This window comes from Janibacter melonis, assembly GCF_020567375.1.
Classification (GTDB): Bacteria; Actinomycetota; Actinomycetes; order Actinomycetales; family Dermatophilaceae; genus Marihabitans; species Marihabitans melonis.
Window position 1 is genome coordinate 265,016 of sequence record NZ_JAJBZM010000003.1, and the last position, 24,506, is coordinate 289,521.

Genomic DNA, 24,506 nt, shown 5'->3' on the forward strand with positions numbered 1-24,506 from the left:
GTCGCCTCACGGCGGCCGACCGACCACGAAGGACGTTGCATGGGTTCTGTCATCAAGAAGCGCCGCAAGCGGATGGCGAAGAAGAAGCACCGCAAGCTGCTGCGCAAGACGCGTCACCAGCGCCGCAACAAGAAGTGAGCGCCCGAAGGGGCCCCGACCGCCGGTCGGGGCCCCTTCGCGCACCCGTCGTGGGACGACTCACGCAGCCCGGGCCCGTGCGCGGCGCACATCGTGGCGTGCCGCTGGTTACGCTCGACGCGTCGTCGACCAGAAGGAGTGATCCGTGGCGAGCACCGTGCTCATCACCGGGGTGTCCCGCCACCTCGGAGGCGCCTACGCCCGCCGGCTGAGCGCGGAGGAGTCCGTCGGGCGGATCATCGGCGTGGACGTCGTGCCCCCGCGCCACGGCATCGGCCGGGCCGAGTTCGTCCGGGCCGACATCCGCAGCCCCCTCATCGCGCGGATCATCGCCGACCACGACGTCGACACGGTCGTGCACATGGCGGTCATCGCCACCCCGGCGGCGAGCGGCGGGCGCACGACGCAGAAGGAGATCAACGTCATCGGGACGATGCAGCTCCTCGCGGCCTGCCAGAAGGCGCCCGCGCTGCGTCGTCTCGTCGTGAAGTCGACGGCGGCGATCTACGGGTCGAGCCCGAAGGACCCCGCGATGTTCCGCGAGGAGTACTCGGCACGCCGGCTGCCCTCCGGGGGCTGGGGCCGTGACTCGGTCGAGGTCGAGGGCTACGTGCGGGGCTTCGCCCGCCGCCGCCCCGACGTCGAGATCACCATGCTGCGCTTCGCCAACGTCATCGGGCCCCGGGTGCGCACGGCGATGACCGACCACTTCTCGCTGCCGGTCGTCCCGCTGCCGCTGGGCTACGACGCGCGTCTGCAGTTCGTCCACGAGGACGACGTCACCGACGCCCTCGCGCACGCCGTGACCGCACCCGCCGTCGGCAGCGTCAACATCGCCGGCGACGGGATCATCACCGCCAGCCAGGCCGCGAACATCGCCGGTCGCCCCTTCGTCCCCGTGCCCCGCATCGGCACCGGTCTCGTCGCGGGGGCGCTCCAGCGCGCCGGGGTCGTCGACGCGAGCGTCGACCAGCTCGACCTGCTCGCCTTCGGGCGCGGTCTCGACACGACGAAGATGCGCCGCGAGCTGCACTTCGAGCCGCGGTACACGACGCGAGAGGCCTTCGAGTCCTTCGCGCAGACCCTGCGGCACCGGATGGTGCTGCCCGGCGGGGGCACCCGCTCGAGCTGGCGGGCCGCCGAGGCCGCCGAGCGCGCCATGTCCGTGATCGACCGCCCCGGGAAGAAGGACTGATGGCGCAGCGCACACCGTCGAGCACGACGAAGAAGTCCGCGCGGGCTGCGACGCCCGCGAGGAGCGCGACGAAGACGGCGGCGACGAAGGCCGGCACGCGGAAGACCGCCGCCGCGAAGAAGACCACCGCGAAGAAGGCCAGCGCGGAGAAGACCACCACCGCGAAGAAGGCCACCGCGAAGAAGACGTCGACCACGAAGACCGCCGCCCCGCGCTCCGCGGTCGCCGCGGCGGCCGAGCGCGCCGGCGGCGAGCGGGCCCGACGCCGCTCGACCCCCCTGCTCGCCGGCAGCGAGACGACGGCGCCCCCGACGAAGAAGACCACCGCGTCGTCGGCCTCGCGCCCGACCGCCTCCCGCCGGGCGAGCCGCCCGGCCGCCCCGGTCGGCGGCTCCGCCCCGACGTCAGGGACGACGAAGGGGGCGTCGCGACCGGCCCGCACGACGCGCAGCACCACCCGCGCCGCGGGCGCCCCGGCCCTGCGCGTCGTCGACGGCGAGGGCACGGGCACCCGTCGCCCCCGGCGCACGACCACCCCGAGGCCGCGCGTGGCCACCGCGCCGACGACCCCTTCGCCCGCGTCGGCACCCGCCGAGGGCACCCCGAGCAGCGGCACCGCGCTCGCCCCGGGCGTCGCCGAGCTGCTCTCCGTCGCGCTCTCGGCCGGCCAGGTCGCGTCGCGCACCATCGGCGGGGCGGTGAGCAACGCGGCGGGCGAGGAGTGGGAGCGCCGACTCGGCGAGGTCCTGTCCTTCCTGCGCCGCCGGGTCCAGGGCGACTACAGCGTCGACGACTTCGGCTTCGACGAGGACTTCACCCTGCACACCGCCTTCCCGGTGCTGCGCCTGCTCAAGGACCGGTGGTTCCGCGTCGAGGTCCGCGGCATCGAGAACATCCCGGCCACGGGCGGCGCGCTCGTCGTCTCCAACCACTCTGGCACCATCGCCCTCGACTCGGTGATGACCCAGCTGGCGATCCACGACGCGCACCCGCAGCACCGCTTCCTGCGCATGCTCGGGGCCGACCTCGTCTTCGCGCTGCCCGTCGTCGGCGACTTCGCGCGCAAGACCGGCGCGACGCTCGCGACGAACCCGGACGCGGAGCGCCTCATGACCTCTGGCGAGCTCGTCGGGGTGTGGCCCGAGGGCTTCAAGGGCGTCGGCAAGCCCTTCCGCGAGCGCTACAAGCTGCAGCGCTTCGGCCGGGGCGGCTTCGTCGCGGCGGCGATCCGCAGCGAGGTGCCGATCATCCCGTGCTCGGTCGTCGGGGCCGAGGAGATCTACCCGATGGTCGGCAACGCCAAGACCCTCGCCCGGCTGCTCGGCGCGCCGTACGCACCGATCACGCCGACCTTCCCGCTGCTCGGCCCGCTCGGCCTCGTGCCGCTGCCGAGCAAGTGGATCATCGAGTTCAGCCCGCCCGTCGACACCGCGAGCCTCGGTCCCGCGGCCGCCGACGACCCCGCGCTCGTCTTCGACCTCACCGACCAGGTGCGCGAGACGATCCAGCAGACGCTGTACTCGGTGCTCATGACCCGTCGCTCGGTCTTCTTCTGATGGCCTGGGCTCCTGCCGGTCGCCTGGCCGTCGTCACCCGTGAGGGGTGCCACCTGTGCGTCGTCGCGCTCGAGACCGTGCGCCGGGTCGCCGCCGAGCACGACCTCGACGTCGAGGTCGTCGACGTCGACCGCGACCCCGAGCTGCTCGCCCGGTACTCGGAGGAGGTCCCCGTGACCTTCGTCGACGGGGCGCAGCACGACTACTGGCGGGTCGACGAGACCCGCCTCCGGGCGGCCCTCGAGCGGTCCTGACGGGCCGAAGGGGGAGCCCGCCCACCCCTTCGGGCGTGGCCACGACCACGGGTCGTCGTGACTTTGTGCAAATGTTCACAAGCCGTTAGCCTGAGTTGGTCGCCGCTCGCGCCACCTGTGCTCGCGGCGCAGAGAGGAGCAGCGAGTCGATCGTGACCGCCACCAGCGCAGCCAAGCGCGGGATCCCCGACGCGACCGTGGCGCGCCTGCCCGGGTACCTCAGGGCACTCGACGGGCTCGTGGCGCAGGGCGTCGGCTCGGTCTCCTCGGAGGAGCTCGCGACGAGCTCGGGGGTGAGCAGCGCGAAGCTGCGCAAGGACCTCAGCCACCTCGGCTCCTACGGCGTGCGCGGCGTCGGCTACGACGTCGGCCACCTGCGCTACCAGATCTCGCGGGCCCTCGGCCTCACCCAGGACTGGCCGGTCGCCATCATCGGCATGGGCAACCTCGGCCGCGCGCTCGCCTCGTACGGCGGCTTCGCGCCCCAGGGCTTCACCGTCGTCGCCGTCCTCGACCGCGACCCCGCGCTCGTCGGCCAGCGGGTGGGCGACCTCGTCGTGCAGCCGATGGAGGTGCTGCCGAGCCTCACCGAGGGCGGCCAGGCCGCGATCGGCGTCATCGCCGCCCCCGCCGCCTCCTCGCAGGACGTTGCCGACCAGCTCGTCGCCGCCGGCTTCTCCTCGATCCTCAACTTCGCCCCCGGCGTGATCTCGGTGCCCGACCACGTGCAGGTCCGCAAGGTCGACCTCGCGACCGAGCTGCAGATCCTCGCCTACCACGAGCAGCGCCGCACCAGCCCCGGTGCCGACCTGGAGGTCGCCCGATGAGCACCGTCGTCTTCGGTCTCAACCACCACCGCACGCCCATCCAGCTGCTCGAGCGGGTCTCGCTCGGCCAGGACGTCGCGGCCCGGCTCACGGAGTCGGCCCTCGAGAGCCCGGACATCAGCGAGGTCGTCGTCGTCTCGACGTGCAACCGCACCGAGGTCTACGCGGAGGTCAGCGCCTTCCACGGCGCCGTCGCCGATCTCACCACCGCCCTCACCGGTGTCACCGGGGTCACCCAGGACGACCTCGTCGAGCACCTCGAGCTCCAGTACGGCGAGGCCGCCGTCGCCCACGTCTTCAACGTCGCCGCCGGGCTGGACTCCATGGCCGTCGGCGAGGCCCAGATCGTCGCGCAGCTGCGCGACGCGCTCGCCGTCGGGCAGGACAGCGGCGCGGCCGGCCCGGCCCTGAACCACCTGCTCCAGCAGGCCCTGCGCACGGGCAAGCGCGTGCGCACCGAGACCGGCCTGGACCGCGTCTCGCGCTCCCTCGTCGAGGTCGGTCTCGAGCTCGCCCGTGACCTGCTCGGCGCGGTCGAGGGGCTCGACGTGCTCGTCGTCGGGGCGGGCTCGATGAGCTCGCTCGCCGCGACGACCGCCTCGCGCCTCGGCGCCGGCTCGATCACCGTCGTCAACCGCACGCACGAGCGGGCCGTCTCGCTCGCCGCCCGGCTCGACGCGCAGGCCCGCCCGATCGCCGAGATCGAGGCCGCCCTCGCCCAGGCCGACGTCGTCATCTCGTGCACCGGCTCGACCGGTCTCGTCGTCGACCTCGCCGCCGCCGCCGACGCGCAGGTCGCCCGCTCCGGTCGCGCGCAGGTCTACCTCGACCTCGCGATGCCCCACGACGTGGCCGCCGAGGTCGGCGGGCTGCGCGGTGTCACCCGTCTCGGGCTCGCCGAGCTCGGCCAGGCCCTCGGCCGCGGCACCGAGCTGCCCGAGGTGAGCGCCGCGCGCGGTGTCGTCGCCGACGCCGTGCACCGCCACCTCAGCGACCGCGCCGCGCAGGTCGCCGCCCCGACGGTCACCGCGATCCGCGCCGCGGCCGCCGAGGTCGTCACCCGTGAGCTCGAGCGGGTCGACCAGCGCACGCCCGACCTCACCGACGCCGAGCGCGCCGAGGTCCACCTCGCCATCCACCGGGTCGTCGAGAAGCTCCTCCACCGCCCGACGGTGCGGGTCAAGGAGATGGCCATCGACGGGCGCATCGTCGAGTACGAGGACGCGATCCGGGCCCTCTTCGACCTGCACGGGAGCGAGCTGTCGTGACCTTGCGGATCGGGACCCGTCGCAGTGCCCTCGCGACGACGCAGACCGGCCACGTCGCCGACGCGCTGCGCGCGGCCGGGCACGACGTCGAGATCGTCGAGATCACGACGGAGGGTGACGTCACGAGCGCTCCGCTGAGCCTGCTCGGCGGCACCGGGGTCTTCGCCTCCGCGCTGCGCCACGCCCTGCGCGACGGCCGGGTCGACGTCGCCGTGCACTCCCTCAAGGACCTGCCGACCGCACCCGAGCAGGGCCTGACCATCGCCGCGATCCCGCCCCGGGTCGACCCCCGCGACAGCCTCGTCGCCCGCGACGGGCTCACCCTCGGCGAGCTGCCGGAGGGCTCGGTCGTCGGCACCGGCTCGCCCCGTCGCCGGGCCCAGCTCGCGGCCCTCGGCCTCGGTCTCGACTTCCGCGACATCCGGGGCAACGTCGGGCGCCGCCTGGACATGGTCGGGCGCGAGGTCGACGCGGTCGTCCTCGCCGCCGCCGGGCTCACCCGTCTGGGCATGACCGACGTCGTCACCGAGCACCTCGACCCCATCCAGATGCTCCCCGCGCCGGGCCAGGGCGCCCTCGCCGTCGAGTGCCGCGAGGACGACGAGGCGACGATCGCGGCCCTCGCGCCGCTCGACGACCCGGACACCCGCGCGGCCGTCACCGCCGAGCGCGCCCTCCTCGCCCGTCTCGAGGCCGGCTGCGCAGCGCCGGTCGGGGCCCTGGCCGAGGTCGTCGATGACGTCGACGGCGCGGTGATCTCCATGCGCGCCGTCGTCGCCTCGCTCGACGGCGAGCACGACCTGCGGCGCTCGCTGACCGGCCCGGCCCACGAGGCCGATCGCATCGGGCGCGAGCTCGCCGAGATCTTCCTGGCGGACGGCGCCGGCGACGTCGCCGACGTCGGGCCGACCACCCCTTCGTCCACCGACCACCCCACCAGCTCCACGGAGAGTGCACAGTGAGCCCCCGCGCAACCCAGCCGCCCGACCCCGCCAGCGCCGCCTCGCGACGCCCCGCGAGCGTCACCTTCGTCGGGGCCGGGCCCGGCGACCCCTCGCTGCTCACCCTCGCCGCGGTGCGTCACCTCGGTCGGGCCGACGCGGTGATCATCGACACCTCCGCCCGCGACGACCTCGTCGCCGCGCACCTGCCCGAGGGCGTCGAGGTCGTCGACGCCGGTCACGGCGAGCACGGTCAGCAGCTGACCCACGCCTCCCGCGCCAAGCTCGTCGTGCGGACCGCGAAGGCCCACAAGGGCGGCCACGTCGTGCGGCTCATGGACGGCGACCCCGCGACCTTCAACGGCCTCGCCGAGGAGGCCAAGGCCCTGGCCAAGGCCGGCATCGACTACGAGGTCGTGCCGGGCGTCTCCGCGGTCAGCGCCGTGCCCACCTACGCCGGCGTCCCCCTCACCACCGGCGCGGCGACGAGCATCCACGTCGTCTCGGTGACGAGCGGCCGGGTCCCCGACCTGTCCGGCTCCGTCGCGCCCGACGTCACCGTCGTGCTGCTCGGCACCCCCGACAACCTCGGCGCCGCCCTCGTCGCGCTGCGCGAGAGCGGTCGCCCCGAGACGACGTCGGTCGCCGTCACCGAGCGTGGCACGACGACCCGTCAGGCCACCGTCACCGGCACCCTTGCCGACGCGCCCGGTCTGCTCGCCGGTCTCGAGGTCCCGGCGCTGGCGATCGTCGGCCCGCCCGTCGACCTGCGCGAGCAGCTGTCGTGGTTCGAGACCAAGCCGCTCTTCGGCTGGCAGGTGCTCGTGCCGCGCACGAAGGAGCAGTCCGGCTCGATGCAGGAGCGCCTGTGCGACTACGGCGCGACGAGCGAGGTCGTGCCGACGATCTCCGTCGAGCCGCCGCGCACCCCGCAGGCCATGGAGCGCGCCGTGCGCGGCATGGTCACCGGCCGCTACGAGTGGGTCGGCTTCACCTCGGTCAACGCCGTGCGCGCCGTGCGCGAGAAGTTCGAGGAGATCGGGCTCGACGCCCGTGCCTTCTCCGGTCTGAAGATCGCGGCCGTCGGCGGCACGACCGCCCAGGCCCTGCTCGACTGGGGGCTCGTCGCCGACCTCGTCCCCGAGGGCGAGATGTCCGCGGCCGGTCTGCTCGCCGAGTGGCCGCCGTACGACGAGGTGCTCGACCCGATCAACCGGGTCTTCCTGCCCCGCGCCGACATCGCGACCGACACGCTCGTCGCCGGGCTGCAGGACATGGGCTGGGAGGTCGACGACGTCACGGCCTACCGCACCGTGCGCGCCGCCCCGCCGCCCGCGCCGATCCGCGACGCGATCAAGGCCGGAGCCTTCGACGCCGTCGCCTTCACGTCGTCGTCGACGGTGCGCAACCTCATCGGCATCGCCGGCAAGCCGCACCCGAGCACGGTCGTCGCGTGCATCGGCCCCGCGACCGCGAAGACCGCCGAGGAGCTCGGGCTGCGCGTCGACGTCGTCGCGAGCGAGGCCAGCGCCATCACCCTCGTCGACGACCTCGCCGAGCACGCCCGCGGCCTCATCGCGACGGCTGTCGCCGACGGCGAGCCCGTGCGCCGTCCGAGCGAGCGCGTGCAGTCCACGTCGCGGCGCCGGGCCAAGGCGAAGGGATGAGCGCCCCCTCCGGGGAGGTCGACCCGATCCTCGTGCGGCCGCGCCGGCTGCGCGTCTCGTCCCCGATGCGCCGCCTCGTCGCCGAGCACCGGCTGCACCCGGCCGACCTCGTCCTGCCCGCCTTCGTGCGCGAGGGCATCGACGCCCCGGTCGAGATCTCGAGCATGCCCGGGGTGCAGCAGCACACGCTCGACAGCCTCGTCGAGCTCGCCCGTGAGTGCGTCGCCGCCGGCATCGGCGGGATCATGCTCTTCGGCGTGCCCGAGCACAAGGACGCCCGGGGCTCGGGCGCCGACGACCCCGAGGGCATCCTCAACGTCGCGACCCGCGCGGTCGTCGACGCGGTCGGCGACTCCCTCGTCGTCATGACCGACCTCTGCCTCGACGAGTTCACCGACCACGGCCACTGCGGGGTGCTCGCCCAGGGCCCGGACGGCTCCGTCGTCGTCGACAACGACGCGACCCTCGAGCGCTACGCCGACATGGCCCTCGCCCAGGCCCGCGCCGGCAGCCACGTCCTCGGCATGTCCGGGATGATGGACGGCCAGGTCGGCTTCGTGCGCGGGGTCCTCGACCGCGAGGGCCTGACCTCCGTGTCGATCCTCGCGTACTCGGCGAAGTACACCTCCGCGCTCTACGGGCCCTTCCGCGAGGCCGTGCAGTCCTCGCTCACCGGCGACCGGGCGACCTACCAGCAGGACCCGGCCAACGCGACCGAGTCGGTGCGCGAGCTCGAGCTCGACATCGCCGAGGGGGCCGACATCGTCATGGTCAAGCCGGCCGGCCCACACCTCGACGTCATCGCCGCCGCCGCGGCGATGTCGCCCGTGCCCGTCGCCGCCTACCAGATCTCCGGCGAGTACAGCCAGCTCGTCGCCGCCGCCGAGCGCGGCTGGATCGAGCGCGAGCGCAGCATCATGGAGTCCGTCATGCACATCCGACGGGCGGGCGCGGGCATCGTGCTCACGTACTTCGCCCTCGAGGTGGCGGACGTGCTGCGTCGCGACTTGGCATGATGCGCAGATGAGCCCGGCCCGAGACCCCTGGCTGCGCCACGACGAGCAGCTGGCGTGGCGGGCCTACCTGCGCGGGTCGCGGCTGCTCGAGGAGGCGCTCGACGACGACCTCGGCGGCACCTGTCAGCTCACCGAGTACGAGCTCATCTCCATGCTCTCCGAGGCGCCCGGGCGCCGGATGCGGATGTCCGAGCTCGCCGACACGATCATCCAGTCGCGCAGCCGCGTCACCCACACCGCCAGCCGTCTCGAGCGCCGAGGGTGGGTGCGGCGCGAGCGCTCGCACGACGACGGCCGCGGTGTCGACATCATGCTCACCGATGCGGGCATGCGTGCCCTCCTCGAGCTCGCCCCGAGGCATGCCGCCTCGGTGCGCGCGCGGCTCGTCGACGTCCTCGACCACGAGCAGCTCATGGTGCTCGGCGAGGCGATGGCCGCGATCCGTGACCACCTCGCGCCGGACCACCACGAGATCGGCATCGACGACTGAGCGAGCGGCACCCCGCAGCCGTGCGTCGTCGTCCGTGGGCAAGACTGGGGGCATGAGCGACACGAGCCAGTCCGCCGCACTCTTCGAGCGCGCCCGGGCGGTGACGCCGGGCGGGGTCAACTCTCCCGTGCGCGCCTTCCGCGGCGTCGGCGGCACCCCGCGCTTCGTCGCCTCGGCGAAGGGGGCCTGGCTCACCGACGTCGACGGCACGCGCTACGTCGACCTCATCAGCAGCTGGGGGCCGATGATCCTCGGTCACGCGCACCCGGACGTCCTCGACGCCGTCGCGCAGACCGCGTCCCGTGGTTTTTCCTTCGGCACGCCGAGCGAGAACGAGGTCGCCCTCGCCGAGGAGATCGTCGCGCGGGTCGAGCCGCTGGAGCAGGTGCGTCTCGTGAGCAGCGGCACCGAGGCGACGATGTCGGCGCTGCGCCTCGCGCGCGGGGCCACCGGTCGCAGCGCGGTCGTGAAGTTCGCCGGCTGCTACCACGGGCACGTCGACGCCCTCCTCGCCCACGCGGGCTCGGGGGTGGCCACCTTCGCCCTGCCGGACTCCGCCGGGGTGCCGGCGAGCGCGGCGGGGGAGACCATCGTCCTGCCGTACAACGACCTCGCCGCCGTCGAGGCCGCCTTCGCCGAGCGCGGCGAGGAGATCGCGGCGGTCATCACCGAGGCCGCCGCCGGCAACATGGGGGTCGTGCCGCCCGCTCCCGGCTTCACCGAGGGCCTGCGTCGGATCACCGCCGCGCACGGCGCGCTGCTCATCAGCGACGAGGTGATGACCGGCTTCCGCTGCAGCCCGTCGGGCTGGTACGGCCACGAGACCCGCGCCGGGGGAGAGCACCCCGGCGGCTACCCGTCCGGCGCCCCCGACCTCTTCACCTTCGGCAAGGTCATGGGCGGCGGCTTCCCCGCAGCGGCCTTCGGCGGCCGGGCCGACCTCATGGCCCAGCTCGCGCCCGACGGGCCGGTCTACCAGGCGGGCACCTTGTCGGGGAACCCCGTCGCGACGGCCGCCGGCCTGGCGACCCTGCGCGGGTGCACCCCGTCGCTCTACGAGCACCTCGCCGAGGTGTCGCAGACGATCGGGGCGGCCGCGTCCGACGCGCTGACGCAGGCGGGCGTGCCCCACACCCTCCAGCGGGCCTCGTCGATGTTCTCGATCTTCTTCACCGACGGCCCGGTCGAGCGGTACTCCGACGCGCAGGGCCAGGACACGGCCGCCTTCGGACGCTTCTTCCACGCGATGCTCGACGCCGGGGTGCACCTGCCCCCGAGCGCCTACGAGTCGTGGTTCGTCAGCGGCGCCCACGACGACGAGGCCGTCGAGACCGTCCTCGCCGCCCTCCCCGGGGCGGCACGGGCCGCGGCAGCGGGCTGAGTCGGCGAATTACGCGCCACCGGCGTTGCTCATTACACGCCGGTAACCGGGGATTTGTCACACCGCGACGGGCGTCACCGGGTCCGTGAGCCCGCTCACGTCGGGGTATCTTGACGCCGTGGCTTCTTCGACAACGCACGCGCCGGCGCAGCGGGGGGTGACTCGCTCCACCATCGGCCTGAAGATCATGATGGCGGTCTCGGGGATCGTCTTCGTGCTGTACGTCCTCCTGCACATGTACGGCAACCTCAAGGTGCTCGCCGGGCAGCAGGCCTTCGACGAGTACGCGCACCACCTGCGCACCTTCGGCGAGCCGATGCTCCCCTACGGCGGTCTGCTGTGGCTCGTGCGCGTCGTGCTGATCGTCGCCCTCGTCGCCCACGCCTACTCCGCCTTCGCGCTGTGGAAGCGCGCGAGCGCCGCGCGACCGCAGCGCTACGCGGTGCGAAAGGCCGTCAGCTCCTCGCTGGCCAGCCGCACGATGCGCTGGGGTGGGGTGGCGCTGCTGCTCTTCGTCGTCTTCCACCTCATCCACTTCACGCTCGTCAAGCCGAACTTCAACAGCTCGGCCGACGCGGCGGCGATCAAGGACAGCCCCTTCGTCATGGTGTCCGCGAGCTTCTCGCTGCTGTGGGTCGTCGCGATCTACACGCTGGCGATGATCGCGCTCGGGATGCACCTCTTCCACGGCGTGTGGAGCGCCCAGCAGACCCTCGGCCTCACGAGCAGCGTCGCGGCGCGGGCCCGGGCCAAGACGATCGCCGCCGTGCTGGCCGCGCTCGTCGTCGTCGGGTTCCTCATCCCGCCCTTCTACCTCTACTTCACGAACCTCTGACCGGGGGAGAGACCCACACACCATGACTGACCTCATCGACGGCCTGTACCGCACCGGCGAGCCCATCGCCGACACGAAGGCCCCCGACGGTCCCATCGAGACCCGCTGGGAGCGTCACCAGTTCAGCAACAAGCTCGTCAACCCGGCCAACCGCCGCAAGCTCTCCGTCATCATCGTCGGCACCGGTCTGGCCGGCGCGTCCGCCGGGGCGACCCTCGGCGAGGCCGGCTACCACGTGAAGTCCTTCTGCTACCAGGACTCCCCGCGCCGTGCGCACTCGATCGCGGCCCAGGGCGGGATCAACGCGGCGAAGAACTACAAGGGCGACGGCGACTCCGTCTACCGGCTCTTCTACGACACGGTCAAGGGCGGTGACTACCGCGCCCGCGAGAACAACGTCTACCGCCTGGCCGAGGTCAGCCCGAACATCATCGACCAGTGCGTCGCCCAGGGTGTCCCCTTCGCCCGCGAGTACGGCGGCCTGCTCGACAACCGCTCCTTCGGCGGCGTCCAGGTCTCCCGCACCTTCTACGCCCGCGGCCAGACCGGTCAGCAGCTGCTCATCGGGGCCTACCAGGCCCTCGAGCGCCAGATCGCCAAGGGCACCGTGGAGATGTACAACCGCCACGAGATGCTCGAGCTCGTCGTCGTCGACGGCAAGGCCCGCGGCATCATCGCGCGCGACATGGTCACCGGCGAGATCGAGACCCACCTCGCCGACGCGGTCGTCCTCGCCAGCGGCGGCTACGGCAACGTCTTCTACCTCTCGACCAACGCGATGGGCTCCAACGTCACCGCCGCGTGGCGAGCCCACCGCAAGGGCGCCCACATGGCCAACCCCTGCTACACGCAGATCCACCCGACGTGCATCCCGCAGCACGGCACGAAGCAGTCGAAGCTGACCCTCATGTCGGAGTCGCTGCGCAACGACGGCCGGATCTGGGTGCCCAAGGACGCGGCGGACTGCGACAAGGACCCCCGCGACATCCCCGAGGAGGACCGCGACTACTACCTCGAGCGGATCTACCCCTCCTTCGGCAACCTCGTGCCCCGTGACATCGCCTCGCGCCAGGCCAAGAACATGTGCGACGAGGGTCGGGGCGTCGGCCCGTCGGTCACCGAGGTCGGCCCCGACGGCGAGGAGCGCGAGGTCCGCCGCGGCGTCTACCTCGACTTCGCCGAGGCCATCTCGCGGCTGGGCCGTGACGCGGTCGAGAGCAAGTACGGCAACCTCTTCGACATGTACGCCCGGATCACCGGCGAGGACCCGTATGAGACCCCGATGCGGATCTACCCGGCCGTCCACTACGTCATGGGCGGGCTGTGGGTCGACTACGACCTCGAGTCGACGATCCCCGGTCTCTTCGTCACCGGCGAGGCCAACTTCTCCGACCACGGTGCGAACCGTCTCGGCGCCTCCGCGCTCATGCAGGGGCTGGCCGACGGCTACTTCGTCCTGCCGAACACCATCCGCAACTACCTCGCCGACGGGCCCTACCAGCCGATCACCGAGGACTCCCCGGAGGTCGTCGAGGCCCGGGCCGACGTCGAGCGACGCATCCAGCACTTCCTCAGCTGCGACGGCGAGCGCACCGTGGACTCGATCCACCGCGAGCTCGGCGCGATCATGTGGGAGTACTGCGGCATGGAGCGCACGGAGGAGGGCCTGAAGAAGGCGATCGGCCTCATCCGGGACCTCAAGCACCAGTTCTGGACCAACGTCAAGGTCCTGGGCACCAACGAGCAGCTCAACCAGAGCCTCGAGAAGGCCGGCCGCGTGGCCGACTTCCTCGAGCTCGGCGAGCTCATGTGCATCGACGCGCTGCACCGCCGCGAGTCCTGCGGCGGTCACTTCCGCGCCGAGTCGCAGACGGAGGACGGCGAGGCCCTGCGTCACGACGACGAGTACGCCTACGTGGCGGCGTGGGAGTACGCCACCCGGGGCGACGACACCGATCTCGAGCCGGTCCTGCACAAGGAGGACCTCGTCTACGAGTTCATCGAGATGAAGCAGCGGAGCTACAAGTAATGCGACTGACACTGAAGATCTGGCGCCAGGCCGGCCCGCAGGACAAGGGCGGCTTCGAGACCTACACGGTCGACGAGATCTCCGAGGACATGAGCTTCCTCGAGATGCTCGACGAGCTCAACGAGCAGCTGCAGGACGCCGGTCAGGAGCCGGTGGCCTTCGACAGCGACTGCCGTGAGGGCATCTGCGGCATGTGCGGCCTGATGATCTCGGGCCAGGCGCACGGGCCGGAGGTCACGACGACCTGCCAGCTGCACATGCGCAGCTTCAGCGACGGCGAGGAGATCACCGTCGAGCCGTGGCGGGCCTCGGCCTTCCCGGTGATCCGCGACCTCGTCGTCGACCGCGGGGCCTTCGACCGCATCATCCAGGCCGGCGGCTTCATCTCCGTCGACACCGGCGCGGCTCCCGACGCCGCCGCGACCCAGGTCCCGAAGGTCCAGGCCGACCGGGCCTTCGACTCCGCGACCTGCATCGGCTGCGGCGCCTGCGTCGCCGCCTGCCCCAACGCGTCGGGGATGCTCTTCCTCGGCTCGAAGATCACCCACCTCGGCGAGCTGCCGCAGGGCCAGGCCGAGCGCAGCGCGCGCGTCGTCGACATGGTCGCCCAGCACGACCGCGAGGGCTTCGGCGGGTGCACGAACATCGGCGAGTGCGCGGCCTCCTGCCCCAAGGAGATCCCGCTCGACGTCATCTCGCAGCTCAACAAGGACCTGCGGGTCGCGTCGCGCGCGCGTCGCTGACGACGATGAGCCGACGCACGGTGGTGGTGCTCGCTGCGGCGGGCGTCACCACCGTCGTGCTCTCCGCGTGCTCCGTCCTCGGCGGCGGGGGCCCCCAGGCCGAGCCGACCTACGTCGCCCCGTCGACGACGACGACGGCCCCGAGCGCGGACACGGCGCCGGTCGGCCAGCAGCCCGCGACCCTGCCCCTGGCCAGCCAGGTCCTCGAGAGCGCGAAGAGCAACGCCCAGGAGGGAGGGGCGAGGTCGGTGACGATCTCCGCCGTCTACCCTCTCGCGGAGGACCTCGGCGTCGAGGGACCGATGACGGTCCGCAGCAGCGGGAGCACGGGCGGCAACAGGAGCGAGCTGACGATCTCGATGCCCGACGGCTCCTCGCTCGAGCAGCGCGACCTCGGCAACGGCGAGCTCTACCTGCGCCTCGAGGACGGCGACGTCCGCAAGCCCTTCGACATCGACCTGCAGTCGCAGCTCGTGCGCAACGAGGGCCGGTGGGTGCGGACGTACAGCCAGAAGCGATACGTCGAGGCGTACACCCCGAACCGCGTCATCCGGGACAGCTTCCTCGCCGGCGAGCTCGAGAAGCAGGACATGCGCTACGCCATCCTCGACCAGCGCGAGCTCGACGGCGAGCAGGTGTACGGCGTGCTCGTCCGCCCGGCGACCGACGAGACCAAGGACGTCGTCCGCACGGTGTGGGTGACGAAGGACGCCCCCTACCGCTTCCTGCGCTACGAGACCGGAGACGTGCAGACGCGTACGAGCATCGCCTTCTCGAAGTGGGGCACGACCCCGCTGCCCTCGCAGCGTCCCAAGGGCGCCAAGAAGGTCGACTTCTCCGACCTGTGAGATCCCGACCACCCTCAGGGGTGAGTCTGGACAAACCCGGGACGTGGGGCGAGAGGTCCACGTATCGTCACGAGGTCGAGCACCTGAGGCAGGAGGGCGGCCCCGTGACCCCGACAGACATCTCCTCCGCGCGCCGCGCGGCGCTGTCACCGCGCATGCGCGAGATCGTCGACGCCGGGATCGAGGTCACCGCGCGCGGTGGTCTGCGCGGCCTGACGCACCGAGCCGTCGACGCGGAGGCGGGCCTGCCACCGGGCAGTACGTCGAGCTACCTGCGCACCCGGCTCGCCCTCACCGTGGCGGTCACCGAGCGGGTCATGGCGATCTTCGACGAGAGCGTCACCGGCCTGGCCCACCGTCTCGACGCGCGTCCTCTCACCGACGAGCAGGTCGTCGGCGAGGTCATCGAGCTCTTCGCCAGCTGGCTGGCCCATCCCGCGCTCCTTCTCGCCCGCCAGGAGCTCGCCGCCGAGGCCAACCGGCACCCCGAGGTAGCCCGAGTCGTGTGCCCGGCGCGGGACACGACCGAAGAGCTCATCGCCGTCATGCTCGAGCGGCTCGGCGCCCCGCAGCCCGAGGTCCGCGCGCGGGCCGTCCTGGCCGCGGGCGAAGGGGTGCTCAGCGCGGCGATGTCCTACCCCGAGGACATCCGCGGCGACTACGCCCGCACCGTCATGCGCACGATCGTCGAGGCCTTCGCGACGACCGAGCGCTCGCTGCGCGCGGTCTGAGCCGCCCCCCTTCGCCTAGACGGCCACCCGCCGCCCGGCCCGCCGGCGGCGCAGCCGCAGCCAGGCCCGGGCGACCCACCAGACCATCACGGCGAGCACGACGAGCACGACGACGACGAGCACCGGCGCGAAGACCGCGAGCAGGCTCACGGTGATCGCGGCGCCGTCCTCGGCGGTCGAGACCACCGGGGCTCCCAGGCCCGCGGTGCCGGCGTTGACGACGGGGCGGGCGGCCGCCTTCGTGCCGTGCACGACGGCGGCGACGACGATGCCCAGGACGACGCCGACCCAGGGGTTCTCCTGCATGAAGGCCGAGCCGTCGAGATCCTGGGCGCTCGCGGCCGCGGCACCCATGAGCCCGCCCATCCCGGGGCGGATGGCGGTCTGGACGGCGTCGTTGAGCGAGTCCACCGCAGGGATCTTGTCGAGTGTCATCTCGGTGAGCAGGAGCACCGCGCCGATGCCGATCGCCCACCACGACTGCATCCACTCCCAGCCCGCCGGGAGGGCGACGACGTCGGTGAAGCGCGCGAGCAGGGCCATGACGAGGAAGGGGACGTAGGCGTTGAGCCCGGCGGCCGCGGACAGCCCCATGCCGGTGAGAGCAGCGATCACGAGGTCACCTCGAGGTCGGGCGGCACCGGTGCGGTCCCGCGTCTGGTGCCAGAACGCTACGCGCAGACGGCGTCATCCCGGGGGAGGGGCGCCGCCTAGGATTGCCGTCATGAAGGTCCTCTCCGCTGTCGCCTGGCCCTACGCGAACGGCCCCCGGCACCTCGGCCACGTCGCCGGTTTCGCCGTCCCGTCCGACGTCTTCAGCAGGTACATGCGCATGGCGGGGCACGACGTGCTCATGGTGAGCGGCTCCGACGAGCACGGCACCCCGATCCTCGTCCTCGCCGACAAGGAGGGCACGACGGCCCGCGACCTCGTCGACCGCAACCACGCGATCATCGCCGGCGAGCTCACCGACCTCGGCTGCTCCTACGACCTGTACACCCGCACGACGACGGCCAACCACACGGCGGTCGCCCAGGAGCTCTTCGAGCGCTGCTGGGAGAACGGCTACATGGTCGAGCAGACCCAGAAGGGGGCGATCTCGCCGTCGACCGGGCGCACCCTGCCCGACCGCTACATCGAGGGCACCTGCCCGATCTGCGGCTACGAGGACGCCCGCGGCGACCAGTGCGACAACTGCGGCAACCAGCTCGAGCCCGAGGACCTCATCTCGCCGCGCAGCAAGATCGACGGCGAGACCCCGCAGTTCGTCGAGACGCAGCACTTCTTCCTCGACCTCCCCGCGCTCGCCGACTCCCTGCGGGCCTGGCTCGAGGAGCGCGAGGCGTCGGGCACGTGGCGCCCGAACGTCATCAAGTTCAGCCTCAACATCCTCGAGGACATCCGTCCGCGCGCGATGACCCGCGACATCGACTGGGGCATCCCGGTGCCGCTCGACGGCTGGCGCGACAACCCGAGCAAGCGGCTCTACGTGTGGTTCGACGCGGTCGTCGGCTACCTCTCGGCGTCGGTGGAGTGGGCGCGCCGCATCGGCGAGCCCGAGCGGTGGCGCGAGTGGTGGGTCGACGGCGCCGTCCCCGACGCCCAGGAGTCGTACTACTTCATGGGCAAGGACAACATCACCTTCCACTCCCAGATCTGGCCCGCCGAGCTCCTCGCGTACGCCGGCCGGGGGACGAAGGGGGGAGAGCCCGGCGACTTCGGCGTGCTCAACCTGCCGACGGAGGTCGTCTCGAGCGAGTACCTGACGATGGAGGGCAAGCAGTTCTCCACCTCGCGCGGGTACGTCATCTACATCCGCGACGTCCTCGAGAAGTACGGCCCGGACGCGATCCGGTACTACATCTGCGCGGCCGGCCCGGAGAGCCAGGACGCGAACTTCACCTGGGCCGACTTCGTCCAGCGCAACAACTCCGAGCTCGTCGCCGGCTGGGGCAACCTCGTCAACCGCACCGCGTCGATGATCGCCAAGAGCTTCGGCGAGATCCCTGCGCCGGGCACCCTCGAGCCGGTCGACGAGGCGATCCGCGAGCGCACGCTCGCCGCCTTCGACGAGGTCGGCTCGCTGCTCGAGCGCCAGCGGATCAAGGCCGCGGTCGCCGCCGCGATGCGCGCCGTCGGCGAGGTCAACAAGTACGTCACGGACACCGAGCCCTTCCGGCTCAAGGGCGAGGACCAGCGCGAGCGGCTCGCGACGGTGCTGCACACGCTCGTGCAGTGCGTGAGCGACCTCAACACGATGCTCGCGCCGGTCCTGCCGCACTCGTCGAACGTCGTCCACGGCGTCATCGGCGGCGAGGGCGCCTTCATGCCGATGCCCGAGCTGCGCGAGGTCACGGGTCTCGACGCCGGCGACGAGGGTCGCACCTACCCGGTGATCACGGGTGAGTACAGCTCGACCCCCGCGTGGGGGTCCCGGCCGGTGCGCGTGGGAGCCCCGGTCGCCAAGCCGACCCCGGTCTTCACCAAGCTCGACGAGTCGGTGGTCAGCGAGGAGCTCGCCGAGGTCGAGGGCGCCTGAGCCCGATGGCCCCTCACGACCGCTCGCACGGCGAGCCCGCGCCCGTCCCCGACCCGCTCCCGGTGCCCGTCGTCGACAACCACACGCACCTCGACATCGTCCGCGACGACCTGCCGGAGCCGCTCGTGGCCGACGGGCACGAGCGCGTCGCCGGGGCGCTCGCGCTCGCGGCGAGCGTCGGCGTGGACCGCGTCGTGCAGGTGGGGTGCGACCTCGAGAGCGCCCGCTGGACGGTGTCGGTCCTCGACGACCACCCGGCGATGCTCGGCGCCGTCGCCCTGCACCCCAACGAGGCTCCTCGCCTCGCGGCCCAGGGCGCGCTAGGCGAGGCCCAGGCCGAGATCGAGGCGCTCGCCGCCCACCCCCGCGTCCGGGCGATCGGCGAGACCGGGCTCGACTACTTCCGCACCGGCGAGGACGGGGTGGCCGCGCAGCACGACTCCTTCCGCTGGCACATCGACCTGGCCAAGCGCACCGGCAAGGCCCTGCAGATCCACGACCGCGACAGCCACGACGACGTCCTGCGCATCCTCGCCGAGGAGGGCGCGCCCGAGCGCACCGTCCTGCACTGCTTCAGCGGTGACGTCGCGATGGCCCGCGAGTGCGCGGAGCGGGGCTACTACCTCTCCGTCGCCGGGACCGTGACCTTCAAGAACGCCCGGGGCCTGCGCGACGCGGTCGCGATCACCCCGCTCGACCGGCTCCTCGTCGAGACCGACGCGCCTTATCTCACCCCGTCGCCCTACCGCGGGTCGGCCAACGCCAGCTATCTCGTGCCGCACACCGTGCGGCGGATGGCCGACCTGCTCTCGGTGGACGTCGCGACCCTCTGCGCGACCCTCTCGGACACCTCGGAGACGGTCTACGGACCCTGGTGAGGTGGCCGTTCGTCGCGCGCCCGTTATCAAAACTTGACCTTCGACCGGCTCGCAGTGCACCGTAGATGACTGATGGCCGGGGCCGGTTCCCCTGACAGCGCCTCGACCACCGTCGGTCCACGCCCGTGCTCAGCACGGGCGTGCTCGTGCGGGAGGCGCTGCACCGGTGCCCGGGACGCACGACGAAGGATCACTCTTGTCTTCAACCGCGGTTCGCCGTATCACCCAGGCCGGCGTCGTCGGCGCGCTCGTGCTCGGCGTCTCCGGAGTCGCCGTCATGGACAAGTCCGTCGCGCTCGACGTCGACGGCCAGCAGAGCTCGGCCCACGCCTTCGGCGGCACGGTCGCCGACGTCCTGGACAAGCAGGGCGTCGACCTCGGCGAGCGCGACCAGGTCACCCCGTCGCTCGACACCCCCGTCGCGGACGGCCAGGAGATTGTCGTGCGGTACGCCCGCCAGCTGACGATCACCGTCGACGGCGAGAAGAAGACCTACTGGACGACGGCGAGCACCGTCGGCGAGGCGATGGACCAGCTCGGTCTGCGCGGCGAGGGCGCGATCCTGTCCGCCTCGCGCAGCAAGAGCGTCGGCCGTGACGGCCTCGCCTTCTCCATGGCCACCCCGAAGGACGTCACCCTCGTCGTCGGCGGCAAGAAGTCCGCCAAGACGACGACCGGCCAGAACGTCAGCCAGGCGCTGCGCGGCATGGAGGTCACGGTCGACGGCAACGACCAGATCAAGCCCGGCAAGTGGACCGACGTCACCGACGGCATGACCATCCGCGTCGACAAGGTCGACCGCAAGGGCACGAGCCGCACCGTGGCCATCCCCTTCGACACGGTCGTCCAGAAGGACTCCTCGCTCACGGTCGGCACGACGAAGGTGAAGACCGAGGGCAGCGCCGGGTCGCGCACCAACCGCTACACGGTGACCTACAAGAACGGCAAGCCCGTCTTCACCAAGCGCACGGGCAGCACGGTCACCGCGAACCCCGTCGACCGCGTCGTGCTCCAGGGCACCAAGCCCAAGCCGCAGCCCAAGCCGGCCCCGGCCCCCGAGTCCGCGCCGGAGCCCTCGGCCCCGAGCACCCCCGCCCCGAAGCCCTCGACGCCGAGCCCGGCGCCGACGACGACGAAGAGCAGCGGCGCGGGTCTCGACACCTCGAACGCCGCGATGTGGGACCGGATCGCCCAGTGCGAGTCGACCGGCAACTGGTCGATCAACTCGGGCAACGGCTACTACGGCGGCCTGCAGTTCGACATTCAGACCTGGCTCGGTGCCGGTGGTGGCGACTTCGCCCAGCGCGCCGACCTCGCCAGCCGCGAGCAGCAGATCACCGTGGCCAACCGCGTCTACGCCGACCGTGGCCTGCAGCCCTGGGGCTGCGCCCACGCGGCCTGACCGCAGCACCACCGCAGCGACCCCCGTCGACCACCCGGTCGGCGGGGGTCGCCGCGTCCCCGCCGCCGCTCCGGGCGCGACGCAGCGGCCCTCGGACCACGCAGGACGGCCCACGCCCGCGCAGGCCGTAGGGTTCGGGGCATGACCGGCTCGGACGTGCAGCTCCTCGGCGCCGCGGCGATCCGCGAGCTCGCCGGGCGGCTCGGGGTGGCCCCCACCAAGCAGTGGGGGCAGAACTTCGTCGTCGACGCCAACACCGTGCGCCGCATCGTGCGGGCCGGTGACGTCGGCGCGCAGGACGTCGTCGTCGAGGTCGGGCCCGGTCTGGGCTCCCTGACCCTCGCCCTGCTCGAGCAGGCGCGCCGGGTCGTCGCCATCGAGATCGACCCCCGCCTGGCCCGGGCCCTGCCCGAGACCGTCGCGGCGATGGCACCGTCGCGGGCCGACGACCTCGAGGTCGTCCACGGCGACGCCCTGAGGGTCGCCGAGCTGCCCGGACCGGCGCCGACCGCTCTCGTGGCGAACCTGCCCTACAACGTCTCCGTGCCCGTCGTGCTCCACCTGCTCGCGACCTTCCCGAGCATCGAGCGGGTGCTCGTCATGGTCCAGCTCGAGGTCGCCGAGCGGCTGGCCGCCCGGCCCGGGTCGCGCACGTACGGCGTGCCGAGCGTCAAGGCCGCCTGGTACGGCGACGTGCGGCTGGCCGGCACCGTCTCGCGGAGCATCTTCTGGCCGGTGCCCAACGTCGACTCCGGTCTCGTGCGCATCGACCGGCGCGAGCCACCGGCGGTCGAGGTGAGCCGCGCCGAGGTCTTCGCGTGCGTCGACGCCGCCTTCGCCCAGCGCCGCAAGACCCTGCGCGCGGCACTCAAGGGCTGGGCCGGCTCGGCCGACGCCGCCGAGGCCGCCCTCGTCGAGGCGGGCATCGACCCCCGGACCCGTGGCGAGCAGCTCGACGTCGAGCAGTTCGCGGCCCTGGCCGCCGCCCGCACTAGGGTGACCGCATGACCTCGGTGCTCGAGACGGCCTCCGCCGTCACCGCTCGGGCGCCCGCGAAGGTCAACCTCGAGCTCGGCGTGGGGGCGCTGCGCCCCGACGGCTTCCACACCCTGTCGACCGTCTACCAGGCCGTCGGCGTCTTCGAGGAGGTCACGGTCGCGACCGCCGACGAGTGGGGCGTGAGCGTGCGCGGTCGCGACGCCGAGCTCGTGCCCACCGACGAGAGCAATCTCGCGCTGCGCGCTGCGATGATCCTCGCCGAGCGCGCCGCCGTCGAGCCGGTGCATGTTTCGATCCACAAGGACATCCCCGTCGCGGGCGGGATGGCCGGCGGCTCCGCCGACGCGGCCGCCACCCTCGTCGCCTGCGACGCCCTGTGGGACCTCGGCCTCGGCCGCTCGGGCCTGGACCCGATCGCCGCCGAGCTCGGCAGCGACGTCCCCTTCCTCCTGCACGGCGGCACGGCCGTGGGCTCCGGCCGCGGCGAGCTCGTCACCCCCGTGCTCGCGCGGGGCAGCTACCACTGGGTCTTCGTGCCGACGCCGGCTTCGGGGCTGTCCACGCCCGAGGTCTACGCGGCCTTCGACGAGCTCTCCGCCGGTCACGACGTGCCCGAGCCGGAGCCGAGCCCGGCGATGATGGCCGCGCTGCGCCAGGGCGAGCCCGAGGCGCTCGGCGCCGTGCTGTCCAACGACCTCCAGGCCGCCGCCGTGCGCCTGCAGCCCCAGATCGGCGACGTCATCGACGCCGCGATGTCCTTCGGCGCCCTGGGCGCGATCGTCTCCGGGTCCGGCCCCACCGTCGCGCTGCTCGCCGCCGGGCAGGAGGGGGCGATCGACCTCGCCGTCTCGCTCACCGCCTCGGGCGCGGCCGCCGACGTCATCCGGGCGATCGGCCCGGTCGCCGGCGCTCACGTCATCCCCGCCCCCCGACTCACCTGATGGCCAACCTCCTCTCCCTCGAGCGCGGCCGTCTGGCGCTCGGGACGGCGCAGCTGCTCGACGGGATCACGCTGGGCATCAACGAGGGCGCCCGCATCGGCGTCGTCGGGCGCAACGGCGGCGGCAAGTCGACCCTCCTGCGCGTCCTCGCCGGTGAGCTCGAGCTCGACGACGGCCGGCTGACGCGCAACTCGGTGACGACGGTCCGCCTGCTGTCGCAGGCCGACGTCCTCTCGCCCTCCGCCACGGTGCGCGAGGTCGTCCTCGGCGGTCTCGCGGAGCACGAGTGGGCGGGCGACCCCCGGGTGCGTGACGTCCTCGACGGCCTCCTCGGTGGTCACGAGGGCGAAGGGGTCGGCGGTCTTGACGCGACGATCGGCCCGATGTCCGGCGGCGAGCGCCGCCGCGTCGCGCTCGCGGCCGCCCTCGTCGAGGACCCCGACGTCCTCATGCTCGACGAGCCGACCAACCACCTCGACGTCGAGGGGGTCGCCTGGCTCGCCGACCACCTCACCCGGCAGCGCACGGCGCGCGGCAAGGCGCTCGTGACGATCACCCACGACCGGTGGTTCCTCGACGCCGTCGCCGACCGGACGTGGGAGGTCATCGACGGGCGGGTCGAGCAGTACGAGGGCGGGTACGCCGCGTACGTGCTCGCCAAGGCCGAGCGCCAGCGGATCGCCGCGGTGACCGCGGAGCGGCGCGACAACCTGCTGCGCAAGGAGCTCGCCTGGCTGCGCCGCGGCCCGCCCGCTCGCACCTCGAAGCCGAAGTTCCGCATCGACGCCGCCAACGCGCTCATCGCCGACGAGCCGCCGCCGCGCGACGACGTCGAGCTCGTGCGCTTCGCGTCGACCCGTCTGGGCAAGGACGTCGTCGACCTGCTCGACGTCACCGTCACCGTCGGCGAGCGCACCCTGCTCGACCGGGTCACCTGGCATCTCGCGCCGGGGGAGCGCGTCGGCGTCGTCGGCGTCAACGGGGCGGGCAAGTCGACGCTGCTGCGCGTCATCGGCGGCGAGATCCCGCTCGACTCCGGCAAGCGCAAGGAGGGGGTCACCGTGCAGGTCGCCCACCTCTCGCAGGAGGTGCGCGAGCTCGACCGCCTGCGCGAGCACCGCGTCATCGAGGCGGTCGAGGAGATCCGCAAGGTGACGATGCTCGACGGCAAGGAGGTCTCGGCCTCTCAGCTCGCCAAGCGCCTGGGCTTCAGCGGCGGGCGTCAGCAGACCCGCGTCGGCGACCTCTCCGGCGGCGAACGACGCCGCCTGCAGATCCTGCGCCTGCTCATGTCCGAGCCGAACGTCCTGCTCCTCGACGAGCCGACCAACGACCTCGACATCGAGACGCTCACCCAGCTCGAGGACCTGCTCGACGGCTGGGCCGGCACGCTCGTCGTCGTCAGCCACGATCGTTACCTCCTCGAGCGCGTCGCCGACCACCAGGTCGCGCTCCTCGGCGACGGGCGGGTGCGTCAGCTGCCCGGCGGGGCCGAGGAGTACCTGCAGCTGCGCGGCGCCGCCGGACCGGCCGCGGCGATGCGCGGGTCCACGGCACCCGCCCCGGCCGCTGCGTCGGCCCCGGTGGTCGACGGGCCGAGCCCGGCCGAGGTGCGCGAGGCGCGCAAGGTCATGGCACGGGTCGAGAAGCAGCTGGCGAAGATCGAGGAGCGCGAGGCGAAGGTCCACGCGCAGATGGCCGAGCAGGCCGAGGACCACCAGCGCCTGCGCGAGCTGCATGAGACCCTGCGAGCGGCTGCCCAGGAGCGCGAGAGCCTCGAGCTCGAGTGGCTGGAGGCCGCCGACGTCGTCGGCTGACCCCCCGTCGT

At 72.7% G+C, this 24,506-nt stretch carries 23 protein-coding genes; 22 read left to right on the forward strand and 1 reads right to left on the reverse strand.

The window, feature by feature from the left end; genetic code table 11:
• The first annotated feature begins 39 nt into the window (after nt 1–39).
• The 16 genes from LIV55_RS13370 to LIV55_RS13445 all read left to right on the forward strand — a co-directional run bounded on the left by LIV55_RS13370 (nt 40) and on the right by LIV55_RS13445 (nt 15,919).
• Nucleotides 40–138 (forward strand): 30S ribosomal protein bS22, encoded by a 99-nt coding sequence (locus LIV55_RS13370; protein WP_003792170.1) that lies wholly within the window; start codon nt 40–42, stop codon nt 136–138.
• 145 nt (nt 139–283) lie between these two features.
• Nucleotides 284–1,333, forward strand: a complete 1,050-nt coding sequence (locus LIV55_RS13375; protein ID WP_123091269.1) for an NAD-dependent epimerase/dehydratase family protein — start codon at nt 284–286, stop codon at nt 1,331–1,333.
• Nucleotides 1,333–2,889 carry a lysophospholipid acyltransferase family protein gene (locus tag LIV55_RS13380; protein ID WP_229300566.1) on the forward strand — a complete coding sequence of 519 codons (1,557 nt, stop codon included), beginning with the start codon at nt 1,333–1,335 and terminating at the stop codon, nt 2,887–2,889. The genes LIV55_RS13375 and LIV55_RS13380 overlap by 1 nt, the downstream gene beginning before the upstream one ends.
• Nucleotides 2,889–3,143, forward strand: a complete 255-nt coding sequence (locus tag LIV55_RS13385) for a glutaredoxin family protein (RefSeq protein ID WP_068273119.1) — start codon at nt 2,889–2,891, stop codon at nt 3,141–3,143. The genes LIV55_RS13380 and LIV55_RS13385 overlap by 1 nt, the downstream gene beginning before the upstream one ends.
• 152 nt (nt 3,144–3,295) lie before the next feature.
• Nucleotides 3,296–3,970, forward strand: coding sequence for a redox-sensing transcriptional repressor Rex (locus LIV55_RS13390; protein WP_123091266.1), 675 nt, complete (start codon nt 3,296–3,298; stop codon nt 3,968–3,970).
• Entirely contained in the window at nt 3,967–5,238 is a 1,272-nt protein-coding gene (locus LIV55_RS13395; protein ID WP_123091265.1) for a glutamyl-tRNA reductase, read from the forward strand. The genes LIV55_RS13390 and LIV55_RS13395 overlap by 4 nt, the downstream gene beginning before the upstream one ends.
• Nucleotides 5,235–6,200 carry a hydroxymethylbilane synthase gene (hemC, locus tag LIV55_RS13400; protein WP_229300567.1) on the forward strand — a complete coding sequence of 322 codons (966 nt, stop codon included), beginning with the start codon at nt 5,235–5,237 and terminating at the stop codon, nt 6,198–6,200. Before LIV55_RS13395 ends, hemC begins: the two co-directional genes overlap by 4 nt.
• Entirely contained in the window at nt 6,197–7,846 is a 1,650-nt protein-coding gene (locus LIV55_RS13405) for a bifunctional uroporphyrinogen-III C-methyltransferase/uroporphyrinogen-III synthase (RefSeq protein WP_229300568.1), read from the forward strand. Before hemC ends, LIV55_RS13405 begins: the two co-directional genes overlap by 4 nt.
• On the forward strand, nt 7,843–8,862 hold the full coding sequence (gene hemB, locus LIV55_RS13410; RefSeq protein ID WP_229300569.1) for a porphobilinogen synthase: 1,020 nt from the start codon (nt 7,843–7,845) through the stop codon (nt 8,860–8,862). The genes LIV55_RS13405 and hemB overlap by 4 nt, the downstream gene beginning before the upstream one ends.
• 7 nt (nt 8,863–8,869) lie before the next feature.
• Nucleotides 8,870–9,352: a MarR family winged helix-turn-helix transcriptional regulator gene (locus tag LIV55_RS13415; RefSeq protein ID WP_123091261.1), complete on the forward strand. Its 483-nt coding sequence runs from the start codon at nt 8,870–8,872 to the stop codon at nt 9,350–9,352.
• Nucleotides 9,353–9,404: 52 nt separating this feature from the next.
• Nucleotides 9,405–10,733 carry a glutamate-1-semialdehyde 2,1-aminomutase gene (gene hemL, locus LIV55_RS13420; RefSeq protein ID WP_123091260.1) on the forward strand — a complete coding sequence of 443 codons (1,329 nt, stop codon included), beginning with the start codon at nt 9,405–9,407 and terminating at the stop codon, nt 10,731–10,733.
• Nucleotides 10,734–10,890: 157 nt separating this feature from the next.
• Nucleotides 10,891–11,568, forward strand: a complete 678-nt coding sequence (locus tag LIV55_RS13425) for a succinate dehydrogenase cytochrome b subunit (protein WP_308012916.1) — start codon at nt 10,891–10,893, stop codon at nt 11,566–11,568.
• Nucleotides 11,569–11,590: 22 nt separating this feature from the next.
• The gene (locus LIV55_RS13430) at nt 11,591–13,597 is read left to right on the forward strand and encodes a fumarate reductase/succinate dehydrogenase flavoprotein subunit (protein WP_191563135.1); all 2,007 of its coding nucleotides are present in this window, start codon (nt 11,591–11,593) and stop codon (nt 13,595–13,597) included.
• Nucleotides 13,597–14,340, forward strand: coding sequence for a succinate dehydrogenase/fumarate reductase iron-sulfur subunit (locus LIV55_RS13435; RefSeq protein ID WP_229300570.1), 744 nt, complete (start codon nt 13,597–13,599; stop codon nt 14,338–14,340). Before LIV55_RS13430 ends, LIV55_RS13435 begins: the two co-directional genes overlap by 1 nt.
• 5 nt (nt 14,341–14,345) lie before the next feature.
• Nucleotides 14,346–15,188 (forward strand): hypothetical protein, encoded by an 843-nt coding sequence (locus LIV55_RS13440; protein ID WP_229300571.1) that lies wholly within the window; start codon nt 14,346–14,348, stop codon nt 15,186–15,188.
• A gap of 104 nt (nt 15,189–15,292) precedes the next feature.
• Nucleotides 15,293–15,919, forward strand: coding sequence for a TetR/AcrR family transcriptional regulator (locus LIV55_RS13445; protein ID WP_191563132.1), 627 nt, complete (start codon nt 15,293–15,295; stop codon nt 15,917–15,919).
• 15 nt (nt 15,920–15,934) lie between these two features.
• On the opposite strand, the gene LIV55_RS13450 is transcribed toward LIV55_RS13445, so the two are convergent.
• Nucleotides 15,935–16,534 (reverse strand): DUF4126 domain-containing protein, encoded by a 600-nt coding sequence (locus LIV55_RS13450; protein WP_068273149.1) that lies wholly within the window; start codon nt 16,532–16,534, stop codon nt 15,935–15,937.
• Nucleotides 16,535–16,643: 109 nt separating this feature from the next.
• Here LIV55_RS13450 and metG point away from each other — a divergent pair, with 109 nt between their 5' ends.
• The 6 genes from metG to LIV55_RS13485 all read left to right on the forward strand — a co-directional run bounded on the left by metG (nt 16,644) and on the right by LIV55_RS13485 (nt 24,495).
• Nucleotides 16,644–18,458, forward strand: a complete 1,815-nt coding sequence (gene metG / locus LIV55_RS13455) for a methionine--tRNA ligase (RefSeq protein WP_201465595.1) — start codon at nt 16,644–16,646, stop codon at nt 18,456–18,458.
• Nucleotides 18,459–18,463: 5 nt separating this feature from the next.
• A complete protein-coding gene (locus LIV55_RS13460) occupies nt 18,464–19,336 on the forward strand; it encodes a TatD family hydrolase (protein WP_201465597.1) in 873 nt (290 codons plus the stop codon).
• Nucleotides 19,337–19,532: 196 nt separating this feature from the next.
• Complete coding sequence (locus LIV55_RS17260; protein ID WP_275898486.1) at nt 19,533–20,738, forward strand: resuscitation-promoting factor; 1,206 nt, start codon at nt 19,533–19,535, stop codon at nt 20,736–20,738.
• Between the two features lie 141 nt (nt 20,739–20,879).
• Nucleotides 20,880–21,746 (forward strand): 16S rRNA (adenine(1518)-N(6)/adenine(1519)-N(6))-dimethyltransferase RsmA, encoded by an 867-nt coding sequence (rsmA, locus tag LIV55_RS13475; protein ID WP_123091252.1) that lies wholly within the window; start codon nt 20,880–20,882, stop codon nt 21,744–21,746.
• A complete protein-coding gene (locus LIV55_RS13480; protein ID WP_229300572.1) occupies nt 21,743–22,678 on the forward strand; it encodes a 4-(cytidine 5'-diphospho)-2-C-methyl-D-erythritol kinase in 936 nt (311 codons plus the stop codon). Before rsmA ends, LIV55_RS13480 begins: the two co-directional genes overlap by 4 nt.
• Nucleotides 22,678–24,495 carry an ABC-F family ATP-binding cassette domain-containing protein gene (locus LIV55_RS13485; protein ID WP_229300573.1) on the forward strand — a complete coding sequence of 606 codons (1,818 nt, stop codon included), beginning with the start codon at nt 22,678–22,680 and terminating at the stop codon, nt 24,493–24,495. Before LIV55_RS13480 ends, LIV55_RS13485 begins: the two co-directional genes overlap by 1 nt.
• Nucleotides 24,496–24,506: the final 11 nt, after the last annotated feature.